The 17,656-nt window shown below is 68.0% G+C and carries 16 protein-coding genes and 4 pseudogenes; 11 read left to right on the top strand and 9 right to left on the bottom strand.

Annotation, left to right across the window (positions count from 1 at the left end; translation table 11 throughout):
• The first annotated feature begins 17 nt into the window (after positions 1 to 17).
• A complete protein-coding gene (locus tag QF032_RS12505) occupies positions 18 to 773 on the top strand; it encodes a hypothetical protein (protein ID WP_307056013.1) in 756 nt (251 codons plus the stop codon).
• Positions 774 to 933: 160 nt separating this feature from the next.
• Entirely contained in the window at positions 934 to 1,260 is a 327-nt protein-coding gene (locus QF032_RS12500; protein ID WP_307056012.1) for a hypothetical protein, read from the top strand.
• Between the two features lie 87 nt (positions 1,261 to 1,347).
• Here the strand turns inward: QF032_RS12500 and QF032_RS12495 are convergent, their stop codons facing one another.
• The 7 genes and pseudogenes from QF032_RS12495 to QF032_RS12465 all read right to left on the bottom strand — a co-directional run bounded on the left by QF032_RS12495 (position 1,348) and on the right by QF032_RS12465 (position 7,164).
• Complete coding sequence (locus tag QF032_RS12495; RefSeq protein WP_307056011.1) at positions 1,348 to 2,655, bottom strand: tyrosine-type recombinase/integrase; 1,308 nt, start codon at positions 2,653 to 2,655, stop codon at positions 1,348 to 1,350.
• Entirely contained in the window at positions 2,655 to 2,879 is a 225-nt protein-coding gene (locus QF032_RS12490) for a helix-turn-helix domain-containing protein (RefSeq protein ID WP_298555313.1), read from the bottom strand. Before QF032_RS12490 ends, QF032_RS12495 begins: the two co-directional genes overlap by 1 nt.
• A pseudogene (locus tag QF032_RS12485) lies at positions 2,879 to 4,309 on the bottom strand (replication initiator). The gene QF032_RS12490 and the pseudogene QF032_RS12485 overlap by 1 nt, the downstream one beginning before the upstream one ends.
• A 152-nt stretch (positions 4,310 to 4,461) precedes the next feature.
• Positions 4,462 to 5,196 carry a DUF2637 domain-containing protein gene (locus QF032_RS12480; RefSeq protein ID WP_307056010.1) on the bottom strand — a complete coding sequence of 245 codons (735 nt, stop codon included), beginning with the start codon at positions 5,194 to 5,196 and terminating at the stop codon, positions 4,462 to 4,464.
• A 36-nt stretch (positions 5,197 to 5,232) separates the two neighbouring features.
• Positions 5,233 to 6,624, bottom strand: a complete 1,392-nt coding sequence (locus QF032_RS12475; RefSeq protein ID WP_307056009.1) for a cell division protein FtsK — start codon at positions 6,622 to 6,624, stop codon at positions 5,233 to 5,235.
• A gap of 1 nt (position 6,625) precedes the next feature.
• Complete coding sequence (locus QF032_RS12470) at positions 6,626 to 6,814, bottom strand: hypothetical protein (protein ID WP_307056008.1); 189 nt, start codon at positions 6,812 to 6,814, stop codon at positions 6,626 to 6,628.
• Positions 6,811 to 7,164, bottom strand: a complete 354-nt coding sequence (locus QF032_RS12465) for an SCO3933 family regulatory protein (protein ID WP_307056007.1) — start codon at positions 7,162 to 7,164, stop codon at positions 6,811 to 6,813. The genes QF032_RS12470 and QF032_RS12465 overlap by 4 nt, the downstream gene beginning before the upstream one ends.
• A gap of 164 nt (positions 7,165 to 7,328) precedes the next feature.
• Here QF032_RS12465 and QF032_RS12460 point away from each other — a divergent pair, with 164 nt between their 5' ends.
• Positions 7,329 to 8,207: a GntR family transcriptional regulator gene (locus tag QF032_RS12460; protein WP_307056006.1), complete on the top strand. Its 879-nt coding sequence runs from the start codon at positions 7,329 to 7,331 to the stop codon at positions 8,205 to 8,207.
• A 100-nt stretch (positions 8,208 to 8,307) separates the two neighbouring features.
• Here the strand turns inward: QF032_RS12460 and QF032_RS12455 are convergent, their stop codons facing one another.
• Positions 8,308 to 10,116 (bottom strand): IS481 family transposase, encoded by a 1,809-nt coding sequence (locus tag QF032_RS12455; RefSeq protein ID WP_373430469.1) that lies wholly within the window; start codon positions 10,114 to 10,116, stop codon positions 8,308 to 8,310.
• A 764-nt stretch (positions 10,117 to 10,880) separates the two neighbouring features.
• Here QF032_RS12455 and QF032_RS12450 point away from each other — a divergent pair.
• From QF032_RS12450 to QF032_RS12420, 7 genes and pseudogenes are all read left to right on the top strand, one after another.
• Positions 10,881 to 11,264 carry a type II toxin-antitoxin system RelE/ParE family toxin gene (locus tag QF032_RS12450; protein WP_215034078.1) on the top strand — a complete coding sequence of 128 codons (384 nt, stop codon included), beginning with the start codon at positions 10,881 to 10,883 and terminating at the stop codon, positions 11,262 to 11,264.
• The gene (locus tag QF032_RS12445) at positions 11,261 to 11,599 is read left to right on the top strand and encodes a helix-turn-helix domain-containing protein (RefSeq protein ID WP_307042381.1); all 339 of its coding nucleotides are present in this window, start codon (positions 11,261 to 11,263) and stop codon (positions 11,597 to 11,599) included. The genes QF032_RS12450 and QF032_RS12445 overlap by 4 nt, the downstream gene beginning before the upstream one ends.
• A gap of 35 nt (positions 11,600 to 11,634) precedes the next feature.
• A pseudogene (locus QF032_RS12440) lies at positions 11,635 to 11,850 on the top strand (helix-turn-helix domain-containing protein); the annotation flags it as partial.
• Positions 11,851 to 12,389: 539 nt separating this feature from the next.
• Positions 12,390 to 12,668 carry a DUF6959 family protein gene (locus QF032_RS12435; protein ID WP_306952809.1) on the top strand — a complete coding sequence of 93 codons (279 nt, stop codon included), beginning with the start codon at positions 12,390 to 12,392 and terminating at the stop codon, positions 12,666 to 12,668.
• A 285-nt stretch (positions 12,669 to 12,953) separates the two neighbouring features.
• Positions 12,954 to 14,488: pseudogene (locus QF032_RS12430) on the top strand (ISL3 family transposase).
• A gap of 36 nt (positions 14,489 to 14,524) precedes the next feature.
• A pseudogene (locus QF032_RS12425) lies at positions 14,525 to 14,821 on the top strand (DUF5753 domain-containing protein); the annotation flags it as partial.
• 16 nt (positions 14,822 to 14,837) lie between these two features.
• Entirely contained in the window at positions 14,838 to 15,032 is a 195-nt protein-coding gene (locus tag QF032_RS12420; protein ID WP_307042379.1) for a DUF397 domain-containing protein, read from the top strand.
• Here the strand turns inward: QF032_RS12420 and QF032_RS12415 are convergent.
• The gene (locus QF032_RS12415) at positions 15,016 to 16,185 is read right to left on the bottom strand and encodes a steroid 3-ketoacyl-CoA thiolase (RefSeq protein WP_307042377.1); all 1,170 of its coding nucleotides are present in this window, start codon (positions 16,183 to 16,185) and stop codon (positions 15,016 to 15,018) included. The two genes, QF032_RS12420 and QF032_RS12415, sit on opposite strands and share 17 nt — an antisense overlap.
• Positions 16,186 to 16,378: 193 nt before the next feature.
• On the opposite strand from QF032_RS12415, the gene QF032_RS12410 reads away from it, so the two are divergent.
• Positions 16,379 to 17,617, top strand: coding sequence for a cytochrome P450 (locus tag QF032_RS12410; RefSeq protein WP_307042376.1), 1,239 nt, complete (start codon positions 16,379 to 16,381; stop codon positions 17,615 to 17,617).
• Positions 17,618 to 17,656: the final 39 nt, after the last annotated feature.

Below are 17,656 nucleotides of genomic sequence, written 5' to 3'. Positions count from 1 at the left end.
TGCGGAGGTTGCTCAACGTGGTGATCGAGGAATGCGGAGCTGACCATCTTGAGGTCGGTGAGCTGCTGGTCAGCGAACCGCTCCCTGACCGGTACTGGAGGCTCCGCAACGGGATGCAGGCCAGCCCGGCGGAGGCGATAGATCTCGCTGAGCGGATGGCGGCTGGGTTCGGGCCGTACTGCCGACTGATCACGCCGGGGCGGCTTCGCGTCGAGTCGGGATGGGATGGGGCCATCCATCTCTCAATGGATCCAGCGGTATCCAATTCGCTTACCGGGCTCACTGGCGACAACCTGTCTCTTGAGTGGCGCACATCGGAACCGGACCCGGAGGAGGAACCAAGACTTGTCGATGGCGTCGTGGATGACGAGTTTTGGGACTCGGTTCGCGCGGCGGCTGATGGGCTAGTGCTCTTGTGTGAGCGCTGGGCGCACGGCGCTTACGGCTGCCGATGGTTCCGGGTGACTGTGGGAAATGTGACGGAGGTGGCACAGGTTGTACGGTCTCGCTCGCTCCTCTGCGTCGTCGCAAACCCGGACCTGCGGCTCGATGCAGGGCTATTGGACGAAGATTTCACTGCGTTCGAAGCCCCGCTCACGCCTGGCCAACTCATTTACCGCGCCCACCCAGGAGGGGCCGATAGTCTCGCCGAAGTAGCTGGCAGCGGATTTTCGTTCATGCTGGCGGATGCGGTCTTGGCTGGGTGGTGCGCCGTGGTGCCAGATTCAGATGGCGTAGTCAGAGCAGCATGGGAGAGCCCTGGTGAGGGGTGAGGCGGAGTAGCAGCTCTTTCAAGGAATAGCCGATTCGCGATCGAAGTGATCGGTGATCCCGCCTCGGAGGGTGGCGTCTCGTCGCCTTCCGAGGCTGCCGGTAAGGTCACGGTCGGGGATTTCTCAGAATCATTCCCGATGGACCTGAGCTTCTGAAACGGTGGCTGACTACTCTCGAAGTTGGGAGAGATCCCTGAGGGAGCTTGAGGCGAGCGACAATTCGACCTCGTGCCTCATCTCTTCGATCACAGACCCGGAGACCGCTAACTTCATCTTCTGCTGGCCCATTTACCGGGAAGGGGAATCTGTCCACGTGCAAAATTCGATCATCTTCCTGGATGGCCTCGAAGAAGAGTTCAATCCGCAAGAGCCTTGGCGATATGTGGAGGGTCGGAGTTTGGTTGACGAGGACGGGAACCAAATTTCTGAGTGGTCGACGACCGTTTCTGAGGTGCGGCGGTTCCGCGAGTCCATCGGGGGCCAGTAGCTCACGTACACACGCAAATCTGAAGCCCCGCCAGGCAGTGCCCGGCGGGGCTTCAGCGTGCCGTGACGGCAGTAGTTGACGGCAACGTCAGCGGACGGGGGCCGCGCAGAGCGGTGGTTCGTCGCCATCGTCGGGCTTGCCGGTGATCTCGGCGGGGTTGCGGAGGGCGTGGCCGAGGAGGTCGATGGCGTCGCGCTGGAGACGGAGCCGGACGTGGGCGTAGACGGTAGCGGTGACGCCGATGTGGGCGTGGCCCAACAGTTCCTTGATCACGACGAGTTCCACTCCTTGCTCCAGGAGGAGGGTGGTCGCCGAGTGTCGGAGGTCATGGAACCGGATGCGGCGGAGCCTTGCCCGGCGGAGCAGGGCGTTGAAGTGGCGGGTGAGGGTGGACCCTTCGACCGGTTCGCCGTCGGGGCGGGTGAAGACGTAGCCGCTGTCCTTCCAGCCCGTCCCCGCCACTTCGCGTTCCTGGAGTTGGCGGTCGCGGTGCTGTTCGAGGGAGCGCAGGCACCGCGTCGGCAGAGCGATGCGCCGTTCGGAGCTCTTGGTCTTGGTCGGGAGGGCGGTCAGGCCGCTGGAGTTGGTGCGTTGGAGGGTGCGTCGGATGCTGGCGGTTCCGCCGGCCAGGTCGAGGTCTTCCCAGCGTAGGCCGAGGAGCTCGCCCTTGCGGAGTCCGGTGTGCAGAGCGAGTTCGAACAGTGCCTGCAACCGGTGCCCACTGGTCGTGGTCAGGAACGTGCGCGCTTCGACGGCGGTGAGGGGTTCGAAGCGGCGGGGGCGGGGTGTACCGGTGCGGACGTTGCGGGCGACGTTGCGCGGGATCTCCTCCTCACGCACGGCGTGCTCCAGGGCGGACTTGAGGACAGAGTGCACGTAGGCCAGGGTCAGGGGCGAGAGCCGCTTGGAACAGCACTTTCCGGCGGCACAGCAGAGGGGCTCATCGCGAGCGGTGTCGAGGCCGCGGGTGCAGCACTGGCAGGTGATGCGGAGCTGGTTGAGCCAGGTACGGACGTCCTTGGCGGTGAGCTTGGCAAGCTTCCTTTTGCCCAGTCCGGGGACGAGGTAGAGCCGGGCGACGGCGGTGTAGCGGGTGTGCGTGTTCTCACGGAGCTGATGGACGGCGACAGCGTCGAGCCAGTACGTCAGATACGCAGCCACGCTGCCCTGCGCAGACGGGACGGGGACACCACGGTTGCTGGCGGCGATCTTCTCCGTGAGATTCGCCAGGGCCTCCCTCCTGGTGGTGCCGTAGACGCGGACGCGCTTGCGGGTGTTGCCGGGAGCGAGGACGTATCCAGCGGCTTCCCAGCGGCTGTCCTTGCGCTGGTAGACAGTCCCATCGCCGTTGGCGCGGACACGGCGGGAGGCGGGGGTGTCGCGGGGCGTGGTCATCAGGCGGCTTCCTGTTCGAGTCGGGCGTGGATGAAGTCGGTGAGCGCGTGGGTGGGGATGCGGCGGGCGCGGCCGAGAGTGATCGAGGCGAGCTGACCGGAGCGCAGCAGGTCGTAGACGGCGGAGCGGCCGAGCTGGAGGCGGGCCATCACCTGGGGCACCGTCAGCAGATCCAGCACCGGGACCGCTTCCGTGCCGAGGACGGTCGGCGGTGGCGAGGTCATCAACTGCCGCCTTCCGCGATGAACCGTCGTTCCAGTTCCTTGCGATGCCACACGCCGGCGGCGAGGAGTGCGGCGCCGGGGCTGTAGCCCGCGCCCAGGTAGTCCCACCGACCGACGACGAGCGTGGTCGTCGGGTCCGGCTCGGGCAGGCCGGTGTGGGCGCGGGCCTGTTCGGTGCGCCAGGCGAGGCGGGCATCGCGCAGCGCGCCGAGCGTGACGGAGTAGCGGCGGGACTTGGTGGAGAAGTGGCCCCGGAAGCCGAGCATGTGCGCCCACTTCCAGAGCTTCAGGTGGTCGAACTCAGGCAGCCTGCCCAGCTCCCAGCAGGTACGGATTATCTGCCGCACGTGCCGGGCGACGGCGAGCTGGGGCAGCGGCCGGGCCTGTCCGGTTCCGTCGCATGCGGTGCACGGGAGTGGAGTCCCGTGGGGCAGCACGGTGGCGCCGCGGCCCTGGCAGGGGCGGCAGAACAGGGAGCGGTCGAGGGCGCCGGAGGCGTCGGCGGACTTGGTGGCGTACTTCGCCACGTAGGCGGCGACGGCCTGGTCGGTGAGTTCGCTGTCGGTGCCGAAGGCGGCGATCTCGCGTACGTCGAGTTGCTGGCCCCAGGTGAGTTCGCGTTCCCCGATCGCGTCCGAGGTGACTGAGATGCGGGCGCGTGGTGCGGCGGCCCTGATGGCGTCGGTGAGCACGGCGACTGTGGCGTACGGGGGCGGGGGCTGTGTGCTGCCGTCGGGGCCGTCGAGTCGGATCACGGCGTGGAAGTGGACCAGGCCGCGCTTCTGGTACTCGGCGACCTTCGCGAAGGACACCCGCAACGCCGCGCGTGCAGCCTTCTGCGTCATACCGAGCCGGGTGGCGATCTCCCGGCGCAGGTAGGTGGTGAAGCGGGCCCACAAGACTCCGGCGTGGGCGTTGAACAGGACCGCGCCGACGTAGTCGTACGTTGCCGGGTTGAGCGGCGTACCGAGCAGCGGGTCCGTGGGGTCGTGGCGGGTGCCGCAGCGGCAGGGCCGGGTGTCGGGGCGGTTGTGGACGGGGCCGAAGGAGGGTGCGGTGAGGGTGGCGAAGACGCGGGGGTGGGTGCGGACGGTGTCGGGGACGGTCTTGCCGCCGGTCAGGCCGGCGCGGATGAGGTGGTAGGTGTCGGTGGCGTAGAGGCGGGAGCAGGCCGGGCAGCGGGAGGCGCGGCGGTTGCCGCAGGTGGTGAGCAGGCTGCCGGTGGGCTCGGTGTCGGTGGAGTAGCGATGCAGGACTTCACCGGTAGTGGTGTCGACGGTGGTGGTGTGGCCCGTGAGGCGGACGGGTTAGGTGCAGCCGCCGAGGCGTTCGATCTGCTGCTGTGCGCGGTCGAAGTCGGGGTGGTTGACCAGGTGGAGCAGGTCCCGCACGGCGGGGCTTGCCACGTGGCGCAGGTCCAGGGTGATCATTTGAGGCGTGTCCCTTCTGTCGGGTGGGTAGCCCCCGAGCAGCAACCGGCCAGTCGGCAAGGCATGTTGGTGCTGCTCGGGGCATGACGAACCAGGCCCAGCGGGTGGGCGTGGGGTTGAGCGAGGGGGATGCGGCCGATGAGGGCCGGGGCTCAGAGCTGAGCGAGTGCGGCGGTGGCCACCGGCAGGGCGATGCCCATGCGAATCCCCAACTGGGCCGCTGTGATCGGCGCTTCGTGCTCGGCACGGTGGGTGTCCGCGATGCGCCGGGCCGCGTTCAGCAGGGCCGCCGGCAGCGCCGGGCCGGAGGCGGAGTGGGCTGTCTTGGAGATGGCGGTCGGAGCTGGGATGGGCTTCGGATCTTCGACCGGCGAGGCCGCGGTGACCGGGACGGGGACCGTGGGTGCTGATTCGGGTGCGGATGCCTCGTCGGGCACCGGCTCGGAGAGAGGAGCGGCAATTTCCTCCGGGTGCGGGGCGGGGACGATGGGTGTGTGGAACTGGGCGAGAAAGGCGGGGCCGACGTGGCCCCAGCCGAGGAGCAGGAGCGGGGCGACGGTGTCCAGGCAGGCGCGGCCGTAGCGTCCGGTCAGCAGGGGTTCGGCGGTGTTCAGGGCGAGGGTGAGCAGTCCGCACAGGTGCAGCAGCCGGGTGCCGGCCCGCAGCTCCGCCTTGGGTGCGCCGCGCAGGGCCAGGAAGCGCAGTGCGACCAGGAGTCCGACGACGGACAGATCCACCATGGGGGCGATGAGCGGCGCGATCGGACGCGGGACGCCGAGGCGTAGGGCGAGCGCCCAGACGTTGCCGAAGGAGAAGACGAAGGCCAGGGCCGCGATGACTGCCATGACCACGGTCACGGTGCGCCGGGTGAACCGTTCCTCCGCCATGATCTCAACCTCCTTTCTGGCGTGGGCGTTTCGGGATCACTTGGTGAGCGAGGGTGTGGGCGGTGCCGTCCGGCCGGTCGTACGGAGGAGAGCGTCCAGGCACAGGTCCGGGTCGGCGGTCAGGTGCGAAGTGGCGTCCGCGACGCGGGCGGCGTCGGCGTCGGAGACGTAGGGGGTGCGGATGCGGGTGTAGCCCGGGCGGCCCTGCATCGCCATCACCGCGACGCCGACGTAGGCGGGGTCCTGCAAGGTCACCGGGCTGGAATCGGGCCAGTTGCGGATGTCCTCGCCGAGTGCGGCGACCGCGGCTTCGACGGTCTTCTGTGCGAAGGAGAGTCCGATGGGGCACACGTCGCGGATGAAGGTGGGGATGGCAACACCGGTGGTCTTCTGGCTGATCAGGATCACCAGGATGCCGACGCTGCGGCCCTTCTTGACCAGGTCCTCCACCAGTCGGGCGTTCTCCGCCGTCAACGCGGCCAAACGTTTCGTCTCGGCGTCGCTGCCCTTGTACTCGCGGAAGTACGTGTGCGCCTCATCGATGATCAGGACCGTGAGCGGCCACTCAGGGGAGGGTCCGACGTGCCACATGTTCTTGACGCCCAGCACGTCGCGGATGGTCGCCGAGCGCCGCTTGCGCAGCTCCACCAGGCGCTTGAACAGTGCGTTCGCTTCGTCGAGGTCGTCGCCGCAGAACGCGAACATCCGCTTGACCAGGTCGGCGTAGTCGCCCTCCGATGCCCGCGACACCTTCCCGTCCGCAGCTGCGATCTGCACGGCGGCCGACGGTGCGAAGTCGCAGACGAACTTGTTGACCCCCGAGGTCTTGCCCGCACCCGGGACGCCGGCCACCGTCACACCGGGCACGTTCGCCAGGGACACGCACACCCGGGCGGCGTACTCGTCCACGCCCAGCTCCCAGCGCGTCAGGTCCGTGAGTGGTCGGCCGGTGGGCCGGTGGGTGGTCGGCGTGGTCAGCGGGTCGGAGCGCACGCCCCGGATCACCACCTTGCCGGGGCCGTCCGGCAGCACGGACACCCGCGTGCACCGCCAGGCATCGGCCAGGAACCGCGCCGACTTCTGGTACTCCTCCAGCCCGACCTGCGGCAGCGTCCGGGCCCGCACGATCACCCCGAACTGGTCGGGCTTGACCTTGATCTTCGGAGTCAGCACCCGGGGAGCGGGCGGGGGACTGTCCTTCTGGGCGGTGATCTGCGAGAGCAGGCTCGGTGTCTTGTCGGTGACCGTCAGTCCCGCCATCCGCGCGAGCCGTACCCAGCCCCAGCGGACCCGGACGGCCTGCCGCATGCTGACCCGCGTGCGCCGGTCGGCCCGTACGTAGCGCACCACCGTCCACACCAGCCACACACCGATGAGCGCCGTAGCGATCGGCAGCACGTACGACGCGTATCCCGTGACGGCTTCCACGTCAGGCCCCCTCTTCGCGTATCAGGCGCAGGGCGTGGGCCAGGTCGAGGTGGGCCGCCTGTTCCGGGTCCAGGCCGAGCAGATCGAGCACGGCAGCCGAGACGGCGAAGGTGGCCTTGCCCTCGGTCCCCGGCAGGGGCCGGAGCGGGTACAACTCCCGCTCCGACAGGTGGCGTTCGAAGCGGGTCACTGGTTCGCCTCCACCGTCACCAGCTCCAGGCGAGCAGCACGGTAGGCGACACCGTCGGAGAGCTGACCATTGAAGATCCGCGCCCACGGGGTGGCGAACAGCTCCACAGGCCGCACCATCGCCCCCGGCTTGAGCCCGGCCGCCAGGCCCGTCTCCGGAACGGTGATCTTCAGGACTTCGGCGCGGCCGTCCTCCATGAGCATCACGGTCACCGTGTACAGCGACGCGCCGGTCTCCCGGTCGGTGGCGACCTCCCCGGTCTGCTGGTCCTTGATCTTCAGCACCGGCTCGGTGCCCGCGATGCACACCGCCGACGGCAGCAGGGCAACACGGATTCGAGTCATGGCCATGCCATCACATCCTCGTTCGATGGAGTCGCTTGATCGACTCGCCATGACCATAGCGGCACACTCGCTACACCCGCAACACTCGATTCGTATCGCTACAGCGATACGTCTGGAACGCCGAGGACGCCCGGGTGTGCCGCGAGTGCCGACGCCGCTACCCTCGTGCCATGAAGCTGCCCCTGGGAGAGGACCCCCGGCCGCCGTACGTCCAGGCCGCCGACGTCCTGCGCACCGCCATCCACGACGGCGAGCTGCGCCCAGGTGAACGGCTCCCCGCCGCGCGCGAGCTGCAACGACGCTTCGGCATCGCCAGCTCCACGGTCCAAAACGCCCTGCGGGTCCTCAAGGAGGAGGGGCTGATCTACTCCGTCCTCGGCCGGGGCAGCTACGTACGCGCGCCGAAGCCGATGGTGACCACCGAAGCAGAGGAAGACGAAGTCGATCTGGGCGAGTCCGATCCTGAGTACACCGGTCTCGGTGACCTCCGGCGCGGTTGGCAGACCGCCGACAGCCCCGCTGACGATCCCCGACCCCCGTACGTGCGGACCGCGGACGCGCTCCGCAAGCAGATCCAGGACGGCCGGCTCGCACCTGGGGCCAAGCTCCCCTCCGCCCGCGACCTGCAAGCCCATTACGGCATCGCCAACTCCACCGCGCAGAACGCCCTGCGGGTCCTCAAGGAGGAGGGGCTGATCTACTCCGTGCAGGGCCGGGGGGTCTTCGTCCGACAGCTCAGCCCGCGCGATCAGTTCCTCAAGCGCTACAACGAGGGGCTGGAGGAAATGGCGGCGCAGCGTCGAGCGGACGAGGAAGCGGTACGGCTCAGCGGAAAGAGCGATGACGAGGTGGCCGCCGAACTCGCCGCCGCCGAGGAGCGGTTCACCAAGGCCAGCACCGAGTTCGAAGCCGCTACCGCCCACCGTGACGCCATGCGCGCCGTCATGGAGCAACGCAAGCGCCTCAGTGGCAACTACACGCCTGAAGAACAGGCCGCCAGCGTCCAGCGCCTGCACGACCGGCTGAACGAAGGCAGACGCCGGCGCTGAACCAGCCGCACCAGACGGAGCAGCAGAAGACGCAGCGCAGGGTTGTCGGGTCCCAGCTGATGCACGACGTTCTGGTCCCACCTGAGGCTTGACGGTAGGCCTAGGAAACGTGGGAAGCCCCGTGGGGCTTGTTCGCTTTCACGTTACGGACCGGGACATCGGTCGTGCGGCGGATCACGCGGATCTGGCCGTCCAGCTCGACCGTGATCGTCGTGTCCGACACGTGCACGGTCACGGTCTGACCGGCATAGGGGCGGCCGAGCGGGATGGTCTGCCGGCAGACCATGACGGTGCCTACCGCGCTGATCCGCCGCTGCACGCTGACCGGCTCCACGCGCGGCCGCGGCGGCGGACCGGCCGGACGCAGACCCCGCAGCCGTCTGACTTCCTCGCTGGTCAGCGGGTTGGGCCGCACCCGCAGCAGCTCCCGCGAGGCCGGATCGAAGAACGACAGCGTCTCATCGTCGATCCGGATACCCACCGCACGGCCGCCCAGGATCTCCGCCGCCAGCACCTGATGCCCGGCCAGGCCCACCAGGCCGCTGTTGTTCACCACCCGGTCCACCTCGAACGCGGCCCCGTCCCCGGCAGGCAGCGGCGGCGGACCGGCCGCACGTCCACACCGGGCGGCCAGCTGCGCGAGATCCGCCACCGACAGGTGCGAACGCACGCTCTTGATCCGCGTCCCGGCGATCAGCAGATGGATCACCGAAGTGTCCGCCCAGAACGTCACCGTCAACCCCGAACGGGCCGGACCGAGCCAGAACTGCTTGCCCGCGACCTGCAGATTCCCACTCGCAGGCACCACCCGCTCGAACTCCACCGGGCCGCCCTCGTCCACCTGCACCACGGCCGGGACCGGCTCAGGCGGAGGGGCAGGGGCAGGCACCGCCCCGACCGGATCCGGCACCGCAGCGCGAGCCGTCCGCTGCTGCGGCACCAGGGAGAGCACCCCGGGGATCTTCAGGCCCAGCACATCCCGTTCCTGCTCGGGGACCGGCATGAACCGGTCGCCCGGCGACTGCATGTCCAGCGCCTGATGCGGCCGCACCGAGTTGTACTCCTGCACCCACTCGTCCAGTGCCGCCTGAGCCTGCTCGATGCTCTCGAACGGACCGCAGTCGTCGAGGAGTTCACGCCGCAGGGTCTGGTGGAACCGCTCGACCTTGCCCGTCGTGGTCGGCGACGCCGGCTGGGTCAGCCGGTGCGCGATCCCGTTCTCCCGGCAGATCCGGTCGAACAACACCTCACCACCGTGACCGAACCGGTCCGTGAACTGCTTGCCGTTGTCCGTGAGCACCTCTTCCGGCACCCCGAACGCCTGCAGGGCCCGGGCAAAGGCCGCGCAGACCGCCCGTCCGGTCGCCCGCTCGACCACCGACGCGATCACGCAGTACCGGGAATGATCGTCCACGCCGGTCACGATCTTCGCCTCGGTCAGCTCGCCAGTGACCGTGTTGACCAGCATCACCCCGCCGACGATGTCCATCTGCCACAGCTGCATCGCACGGTCGCGCTGCCAGCGCTTGTAATCCGACCGCTTCCGCCGCCGGACCCCCGGCTCGACCAGCCCATGACGGACCAGGATCCGATACACGGTCATCCGCGACGGCACCGGCGCCACCGTCCCGGACCGCTCCAGCACATGAGCGATCCGCCGCGGACCCCACCGAGGGTGCTTGCGCCGCAGCTCACACACGGCCGCTTCCACCTCGGCGGACGCCTGATGCGGACACGACGCCGGCCTACGTGACCGGTCTGCCAGACCTGCCAGGCCCGCGGCCGCATACCTCGACTTCCACCCGCTCACCGTCTGCCGCGAGACCCCCAGCTGAGCGGCCACCTCGGTCACGGTCGCACCCGCCAGCACGGCCAGGACCGCCCGGTATCTCTGCTCGACAACCGACAACTCCACCAGCGCCAATCCCGGCCTCCTGCCACACGCCGCAACGACGTGCACAGAAAAGCCGATCACGGCCACTGTCAACCATCAGCTGGGACCGAAGTGTCAAGCATCTCCCGGGACCGGACAAGGGCGGTCCGGGAGTGTGCGTTCAGATTTTCTCTACGAGGTTCAAGGCGGGCCCCGTCCGTCTGAGCTGGCCGAACGTCGCCGACCGGCCCACCGTCGGGCGAGCAGTCGACGCTCGTGCCGAGTGTCGGCGGGCGGCCGGTCCCGGGCGTGAGCGGGGCTCAACCTGGTGCCGCCGGGAGCGAGTTGTGGGCGTGAGGCCTTGCGTGTCGCACAGCAAGTTGTCGCCTACGACCGTCCTACGGCCGGATCGCAGGCAAGGGCCGACCAAGGGGCCGACCCTCACGCCCGTAGCCGGACCCACCGAGGGCGGTGGCTGGCGTCGCCTCCGGCGGGGAGCGAAGCTCCCGGCCGCCCGTCGCAGGCCGCCCCCTCCCGCCCCGGTCCCCGCGCCGCGAGACTGGGCGACGCGCCGGCCCGGCCGCACGCTGCCTCTCCGCTCGGGCCCGATCCTGTCGAAAGAAGCCGGCCCTGCGCCGCCTCGGCCGGTTGCCGCTGGTTCGCGGCGGCGCCGTGGCATCAGGACGAAGGGGGGAGTATGGGGGGTGAGCGACGCTGGAGTGGCCGCGGTTGTGGCGACGGCACACGACCTGAGCTACGAAGTCGCGCTCTCGCACCCCGTGCCATATATCATCGGTGCTATGGACAGCGGGCGGTACTCGATCGAGATCGAGCCGGAGGTGCGGCTGTGGCTGGAGAACATTCCCGCCCATCATTACAAGCAGGCCGAACGCGTCGCCGACCTGCTCGCCGAGCAGCCCACCACGCTCGACGAACCGCACTCCCGCCACCTGGGCGGCAAGCTCCGCGAGCTGCGCTTCCGCCTCGGCGATGCTCACCAGCGCATTACCTACTGGCTCGCACCCGACCGTCGCGTCGTGCTGCTCACCGTGTTCCGCAAGACCAAGATGCGCGAGCAGGCCGAAGTGGACCGCGCGCACGCCGCTCAACGGCTGTGCGAAGCCGAGCACCAGGCAGCCGCCGAACACGACCTCTACAGCCGCGACCTCAAGGAGAACCGATGAACCACAGCGAATGGAGGACCCGCCGCCACCGCCAGCTGATCGGTGAACACCTCGACGCCGACCCCGAGTATGACCGCGTCTACGAAGAAGCCAGCCTGGCCATGACGCTGGGCAAAGCCGTCTACGACCGGCGCAAGCAACTCGGTCTGAGCGAGGCCGATCTGGCCGAGCGCCTGCACACCACCACCGACGAGATCGAAGGCATCGAGACCGCCACCGAACTGCCGCCCATCGCTGTCATCATGCGCCTGGCCCGGGCCTTGGACCTCACCGTCGACATGCACCTCGCCCCTGGGGATGAGCCCACTGTCACTATCGTTGCCCCGGCCGCCTGAACCCGGGAGGAGCCATGCATGACGCCTCCACAGCACTCGCCCGCGAGCTGGGCAGACTCGTCCACGACCGGCGCACCGAGCTCGGGCTGTCCCAGGCCGAGCTGGCTGAGCGGTGCGGGATGAAACAGCCACAGATCTCCCGCTTCGAAGCCGGCGGAACGGTGCCCACCCTTCCGATGCTGCGCCGCCTGGCCCGTGCCCTTGGAGCCGACTTGAGCATCAGTCTCACTCCGCACGACGAGGCCGCTTGACGTGGATCTCAAATCCCGAGAACTCCCTGAGTGGTCTAGACCGTTGACGGCAGTAGTGACGGCAACACCGGTGGACTTCAGTGCACACGCACGGACGTGGAACGGCTGTCAAATCGGAGCCTGACCAGCGAAGTTGCAGCTGACGGCGACCCCGCCCGCACACGTACTATGTGCTGGCGGGGCGGACACCGGTACTTGTGCACAACTCGACTCCCTGTGCCCCATCCGCCGGAGCAGGCGCGAACCTGGCGAATCTCTCGGGGAGAGGGCTCGGATCCAGAACGCCGCGAACCGGATCGGGAAGCCGATATCGGTAGCCGGACACTGGGGCCGCGATCGTCGTCGAATCCGGATGGATGGCACGGCGAGTCCGACTGGGACTACGTGATCACGGGAATCAACAGCCGCACCAAGCACTCTGTGTCCAGTTCGCTGCCGAAGGCCGACGTCAGTGTAGGCGTCGGGCGGCGGCAGGACATCTTCACCGGGCCGCTTGACACCACCAGGCCCCACGTCACCTTCTATCCACAGGGTTAGGGATGAACGAACAGGAAAGCTCAGCCACAGTCCTCGCAGCTTCGGGAAACTTTGCTGTAGTCCGTCTGCCGGACCGCCGGTATCCGGCACTGGCCGTACAGGGAGACTCCCTGAAGGTGCTTCAGGAGACCGTCGAGGAGTTGGCAAGTTATCTGGGTTCGGGGGACCTGGAAGAGGCTGGTTTCTCTCTGGCGGAGATCCGGTCGACGGTGTCGTCCATGTTGTCGACGTATGAAACGGCTTCGAACGAGGCCGGATTTGACCTCCCCTACGTGCGCTGAGACGAAATCCGTCTGTCACGGCTGCCTCGCCGGATTTATTTCGGCGAGGCAGCTCCGGTTCTTGACTGCGGTGGTGTGGAAGGAGTGGCACGTCAACATCGATTCTTGAGCCGGGGATCTCGTGATCGAGTGAGTGCGTTGCGGCAAAGGGAATCCCTGTTCGATGAGCAGAGCTTCTTCGTGTGCGGGGCATGACTGTGACGGGGTAGGGCAGAGGGTGTGTCAACTTAACGGCCCTGTCTCGCATTCGGTGGTGACGGAGAGTTGTCAGGGTCGTTGACCTTCATGTCGATGGATGTCAACGAGCTTGTGCAGACGGTGTTTTCGGGTCTGTCTCCGCTGGTCATGGAGGATGTGGCCGACGAGGGTGCGGATCGTGGTGCGGGCCCGAACGCCGCTGGACACCGCGGTCTGCCCGGTGTGCGGGGCCTCGTCGGGACGGGTGCGCGGCTATCACTGGCGGACGGTGGCCGACGTTCCGGTCGACGGGCGACGGGTGGTGGTCCGTGTGCGGGTGCGCGTCTGGTGTGTCCCACGCGAGGCTGCCGCCACACCTTCCGCGAACAGGTGCCCGGGGTGCTGGAGCGATACCAGCGACGCACGGCCCGTCTGACCAGGCAGGTCAAGGCCGTGGTGAAAGAGTTAGCGGGCCGGGCGGGATCACGTCTGCTGGCGATACTCGCGGTGGGCCTGTCCCGTCACACAGCCCGGCGCACCCTGCTGCGCATCCCGTCGCCCACCGGGCGAACGCCCCGCGTGATCGGCGTCGACGACTTTGCTCTGCGTCGGCGGCACCGCTATGCCACCGTGGTGATCGACGCCGAGACCCATGAGCGGATCGACGTGCTGCCCGACCGCACCGCCGACACGCTGGAAGCCTGGCTGCGCGATCATCCGGGCGTCGAGGTCGTGTGCCGTGACGGTTCCGCGACCTACGCCGAGGCCATCCGCCGCGCTCTGCCGGACGCGGTGCAGGTCGCGGACAGGTGGCATTTATGGAAGAACCTGTGCGAAGCCGCCCTGAGCGAGGTGAAGGCACACAGCACCTGCTGGGCCACCGTACTGGACGCGCCGATCTACGACGGGCCCCGCGCTCAGAACACCCTCGAACGCTGGCATCAGGTTCATTGCCTGCTCGAGAAGGGCGTGGGCCTGCTCGAATGCGCCCGCCGCCTGCAAGTGGCCCTGAACACCGTCAAACGCTACGCCCGAGCCGACCGGCCCGAGCGCATGCTCCGCGTCCCCAAGTACCGTGCCAGCCTGGTCGATCCCTACCGCGAGCACCTGCGCAAACGCCGAAGTGAAGACCCCGGCGTCCCCGTCCAGCACCTCTTCGATGAGATCAAGACCCTCGGCTTCACGGGCTGCCTGAACCTTCTGCACAAGTACATCAACCAAGGCCGCGCGGACGCCGACCGCAGCCACATCTTCCCACGCCGGCTCGCCCGAATGCTGCTGACCAGACCCGACAACTCAAGCCCGAGCAGCACGAACTCCTGGCCAAGCTCACCGCCGCCTGCCCCGAGATGACCCAACTGACCGCAGGTGTCAGAGACTTCGCCCCGCTCCTTACGCCACACACCGACAACGCCGATGCGCTCACGCACTGGATCGCCCAAGTCCGAACAGCCGACCTGCCCCACCTACACGCCTTCACCCGGGGCCTGGACCGGGACATCGACGCCGTAAACGCCGCCCTCACACTTCCGCACAGCAACGGCCCCACCGAGGGCGTCAACACCAAGACCAAACGGATCGCGCGCCAGATGCACGGACGAGCAAACTTCACCCTGCTCCGGCACCGCATCCTCCTCGGATAACAGCACACTCCGTCACCACCGAATGCGAGACAGGGCCAGGAGATCGGTGGTCGAGCAGTCATGCAGGAGCAACTGGCCCACCTGTTGTCCTTCGAGAGCAATCCGCGGATCAACGTTCAGGTGCTGCCCTTCTCGGCGGGTGTGCACGCGGGGCTGCAAGGCGCGTTTGACATCTGTCGCTTCGCGGGTGATGCCCCCGTCGTCTATACCGAGGGCTACAACAGTGGGCATCCGACGGCCAACCCGGACACGGTTCAGGACTGCTCACTCCGTTACGATCATCTTCAAGCTGCTGCGCTCTCCTTGAGGGACTCGGCGGCTCTGATCCGGTGAGTGATGGAGGACCGCTATGGAGAGCAGCATCTGGCGTAAGTCCAGCTACAGCGGCGACCAGGGCGGGAACTGTGTCGAGGTTGCCCAGACCCTCGGCGGGGCGGCGGGCGTTGTCGCTGTTCGTGATTCCAAGGACCCGGCGGGGCCGGTGTTGACTGTTGAGCCCGCCGGGTTCTCGCGGTTTCTGGGGTGGGTTACAGCCGTTGGATGATGGTGCCCGTGGCCAGGGCTCCGCCCGCGCACATGGTGATCAGGGCGAACTCCTTGTCGGTGCGCTCCAGTTCGTGCAGGGCCGTGGTGATCAGGCGGGCGCCCGTCGCGCCGACCGGGTGGCCGAGGGCGATCGCGCCGCCGTTCACGTTGACCTTGGACAGGTCGGCGTCGAAGACCTTCGTCCAGCTCAGCACCACCGACGCGAACGCCTCGTTGATCTCGACCAGGTCGATGTCCTTCAGCGTCATGCCGGCCTTGCCGAGCACCGCACGCGTCGCGTCGATCGGGCCGTCCAGGTGGAAGTGGGGGTTCGCGCCCACCAGGGCCTGGGCGACGATCCGTGCCCTCGGCTTGAGCTTCAGGGCCTTCGCCATCCGTTTGGACGCCCACATGATCGCCGCCGCGCCGTCGCTGATCTGCGACGAGTTGCCGGCCGTGTGGATCGCCGTCGGCATCACGGGCTTGAGGCCCGCCAGGGCGTCCAGTGAGGTGTCGCGCAGACCCTCGTCGCGGTCGACCAGGCGCCACATGCCCTGGCCCGCCGCCTGTTCGTCCTCCGTCGTGGGGACCTGCACGGCGAAAGTCTCGCGCTTGAAGCGTTCCTCCGACCAGGCCGTCGCCGCCCGGTTCTGGGAGAGGACGCCGAGCTCGTCCACGTCCGTACGCGTCAGGCCGCGGTGTCGTGCGATGCGTTCCGCCGCCTCGAACTGGTTGGGGAGGTCGACGTTCCACTCGTCCGGGAACGGTTTTCCCGGGCCGTGCTTCGAGCCCGAGCCGAGCGGGACGCGGCTCATCGCCTCGACGCCGCAGCTGATGCCGACGTCGATCACGCCTGCCGCGATCATGTTCGCGGTCATGTGCGAAGCCTGCTGCGAGGAGCCGCACTGGCAGTCGACGGTGGTCGCCGCCGTCTCGTAGGGGAGGCCCATGGTGAGCCAGGCGGTGCGGGCGGGATTCATGGACTGTTCGCCGGCGTGGGTCACCGTGCCGCCGACGATCTGTTCCACGGCGTCGGCGGGGATGCCGGTGCGGCCGAGGAGTTCGCGGTAGGTCTCGCCCAGGAGATAGGCGGGGTGCAGGTTGGCGAGCGCGCCGCCGCGCTTGCCGATGGGGGTGCGGACTGCTTCCACGATCACGGGTTCGGCGGCCATGGGTGCGGATCCCTTCGGAACTAGTACGTGTTCTAGTTCTGCTGTGTGCAGTCTGCTGACGTGATGTGCGTCACCGCAAGGGTCTTGCAGCCTCGAGGCTCCTGAACTACCTTCTCGGCAATCTGTTTCTGATGACACGTCAGATTCTGCGGATGCCGACGTAACCGGCGTCGTCAGATGGCTGGAGCCGCCGATGCACTGTCCAGCGCTTTCCGACGGGTTCGACTTCACCGACCCCGACCTGCTGCAACACCACGTGCCCCTGCCCGAGTTCGCCGCGCTGCGGCAGGCCGAACCGGTCCGCTGGATCCCGCAGTCGGGCAATGTCGCCGGCTTCCAGGACGAGGGATACTGGGCGGTGACCCGGCATGCGGACGTGAAATACGTGTCCACGCATCCCGAGCTCTTCTCCTCCTACCTCAACACCGCGATCATCCGCTTCAACGAGCGCATCGAGCGCGCCTCGATCGACGCTCAGCGGTTCATCCTGCTGAACATGGACCCGCCCGAACACACCCGTGTGCGGCAGATCGTGCAGCGGGGGTTCACTCCGCGGGCCATCCGGGGTCTCGAGGAACGGTTGCGGGCGCGGGCCGTCGCCATCGTCGAGCGGGCGAGTGAGCAGGGCGGGGGTTCCTTCGACTTCGTCACCTCCGTCGCCTCGGAGCTGCCGCTTCAGGCCATCGCCGAGCTGATCGGGATACCCCAGGACGACCGCGCGAAGATCTTCGAGTGGTCCAACAAGATGATCGCGTACGACGACCCCGAGTACGCCATCACCGCCGAGGTCGGCCAGCAGTCCGCCGCCGAGGTGATCGCGTACGCCATGAACATGGCCGCGGAGCGCAAGCAGTGCCCCGCCCAGGACATCGTCTCCACGCTGGTGGCCGCCGAGAACGAGGGCAACCTGAACTCGGACGAGTTCGGGTTCTTCGTCCTCATGCTCGCGGTGGCCGGAAACGAGACGACCCGCAACGCCACCACCCACGGGATGCACGCCTTCCTCACCCACCCCGAGCAGTGGGAGCTCTACAAGCGCGAACGGCCCGACACCGCCGCCGAGGAGATCGTGCGGTGGGCCACTCCCGTCGTCGCCTTCCAGCGGACCGCCACCCAGGACACCGAGCTCGGCGGCAAGCTGATCAGGAAGGGGGACCGGGTCGGGATCTTCTACGCCTCCGCCAACCGCGACCCCGAGGTGTTCGAGAATCCGGACTCCTTCGACGTCACCCGCGATCCCAACCCGCATCTCGGGTTCGGCGGCGGCGGACCGCACTTCTGCCTCGGCAAGTCGCTCGCCGTCCTCGAGATCAACCTCATCTTCAACGCCATCGCCGACGCCATGCCCGGCATGAAGCTGGTCGGCGACCCGCGACGGCTGCGGTCCGCCTGGATCAACGGGGTGAAGGAGCTGAGGGTCACGGCGGCGTAGGGGCGCCGGGACGTTCCGCAGGCTGGCGACGCCGGGAGT

The sequence above is a fragment of the Streptomyces achromogenes genome, assembly GCF_030816715.1.
GTDB lineage: Bacteria > Actinomycetota > Actinomycetes > Streptomycetales > Streptomycetaceae > Streptomyces > Streptomyces achromogenes_A.
This window is presented reverse-complemented; position numbering and strand designations above follow the sequence as displayed.

Bases quoted from the DNA above. Each gene is read 5' to 3' on its own strand.
- QF032_RS12450 (WP_215034078.1), top strand. From the start codon at position 10,881: ATGGACAGCGGGCGGTACTCGATCGAGATCGAGCCGGAGGTGCGGCTG.
- QF032_RS12495 (WP_307056011.1), bottom strand. From the start codon at position 2,655: ATGACCACGCCCCGCGACACCCCCGCCTCCCGCCGTGTCCGCGCCAAC.
- QF032_RS12460 (WP_307056006.1), top strand. From the start codon at position 7,329: ATGAAGCTGCCCCTGGGAGAGGACCCCCGGCCGCCGTACGTCCAGGCC.
- QF032_RS12415 (WP_307042377.1), bottom strand. From the start codon at position 16,185: ATGGCCGCCGAACCCGTGATCGTGGAAGCAGTCCGCACCCCCATCGGC.
- QF032_RS12465 (WP_307056007.1), bottom strand. From the start codon at position 7,164: ATGGCCATGACTCGAATCCGTGTTGCCCTGCTGCCGTCGGCGGTGTGC.
- QF032_RS12410 (WP_307042376.1), top strand. From the start codon at position 16,379: ATGCACTGTCCAGCGCTTTCCGACGGGTTCGACTTCACCGACCCCGAC.
- QF032_RS12480 (WP_307056010.1), bottom strand. From the start codon at position 5,196: ATGGCGGAGGAACGGTTCACCCGGCGCACCGTGACCGTGGTCATGGCA.
- QF032_RS12435 (WP_306952809.1), top strand. From the start codon at position 12,390: ATGAACGAACAGGAAAGCTCAGCCACAGTCCTCGCAGCTTCGGGAAAC.
- QF032_RS12490 (WP_298555313.1), bottom strand. From the start codon at position 2,879: ATGACCTCGCCACCGCCGACCGTCCTCGGCACGGAAGCGGTCCCGGTG.
- QF032_RS12445 (WP_307042381.1), top strand. From the start codon at position 11,261: ATGAACCACAGCGAATGGAGGACCCGCCGCCACCGCCAGCTGATCGGT.
- QF032_RS12420 (WP_307042379.1), top strand. From the start codon at position 14,838: ATGGAGAGCAGCATCTGGCGTAAGTCCAGCTACAGCGGCGACCAGGGC.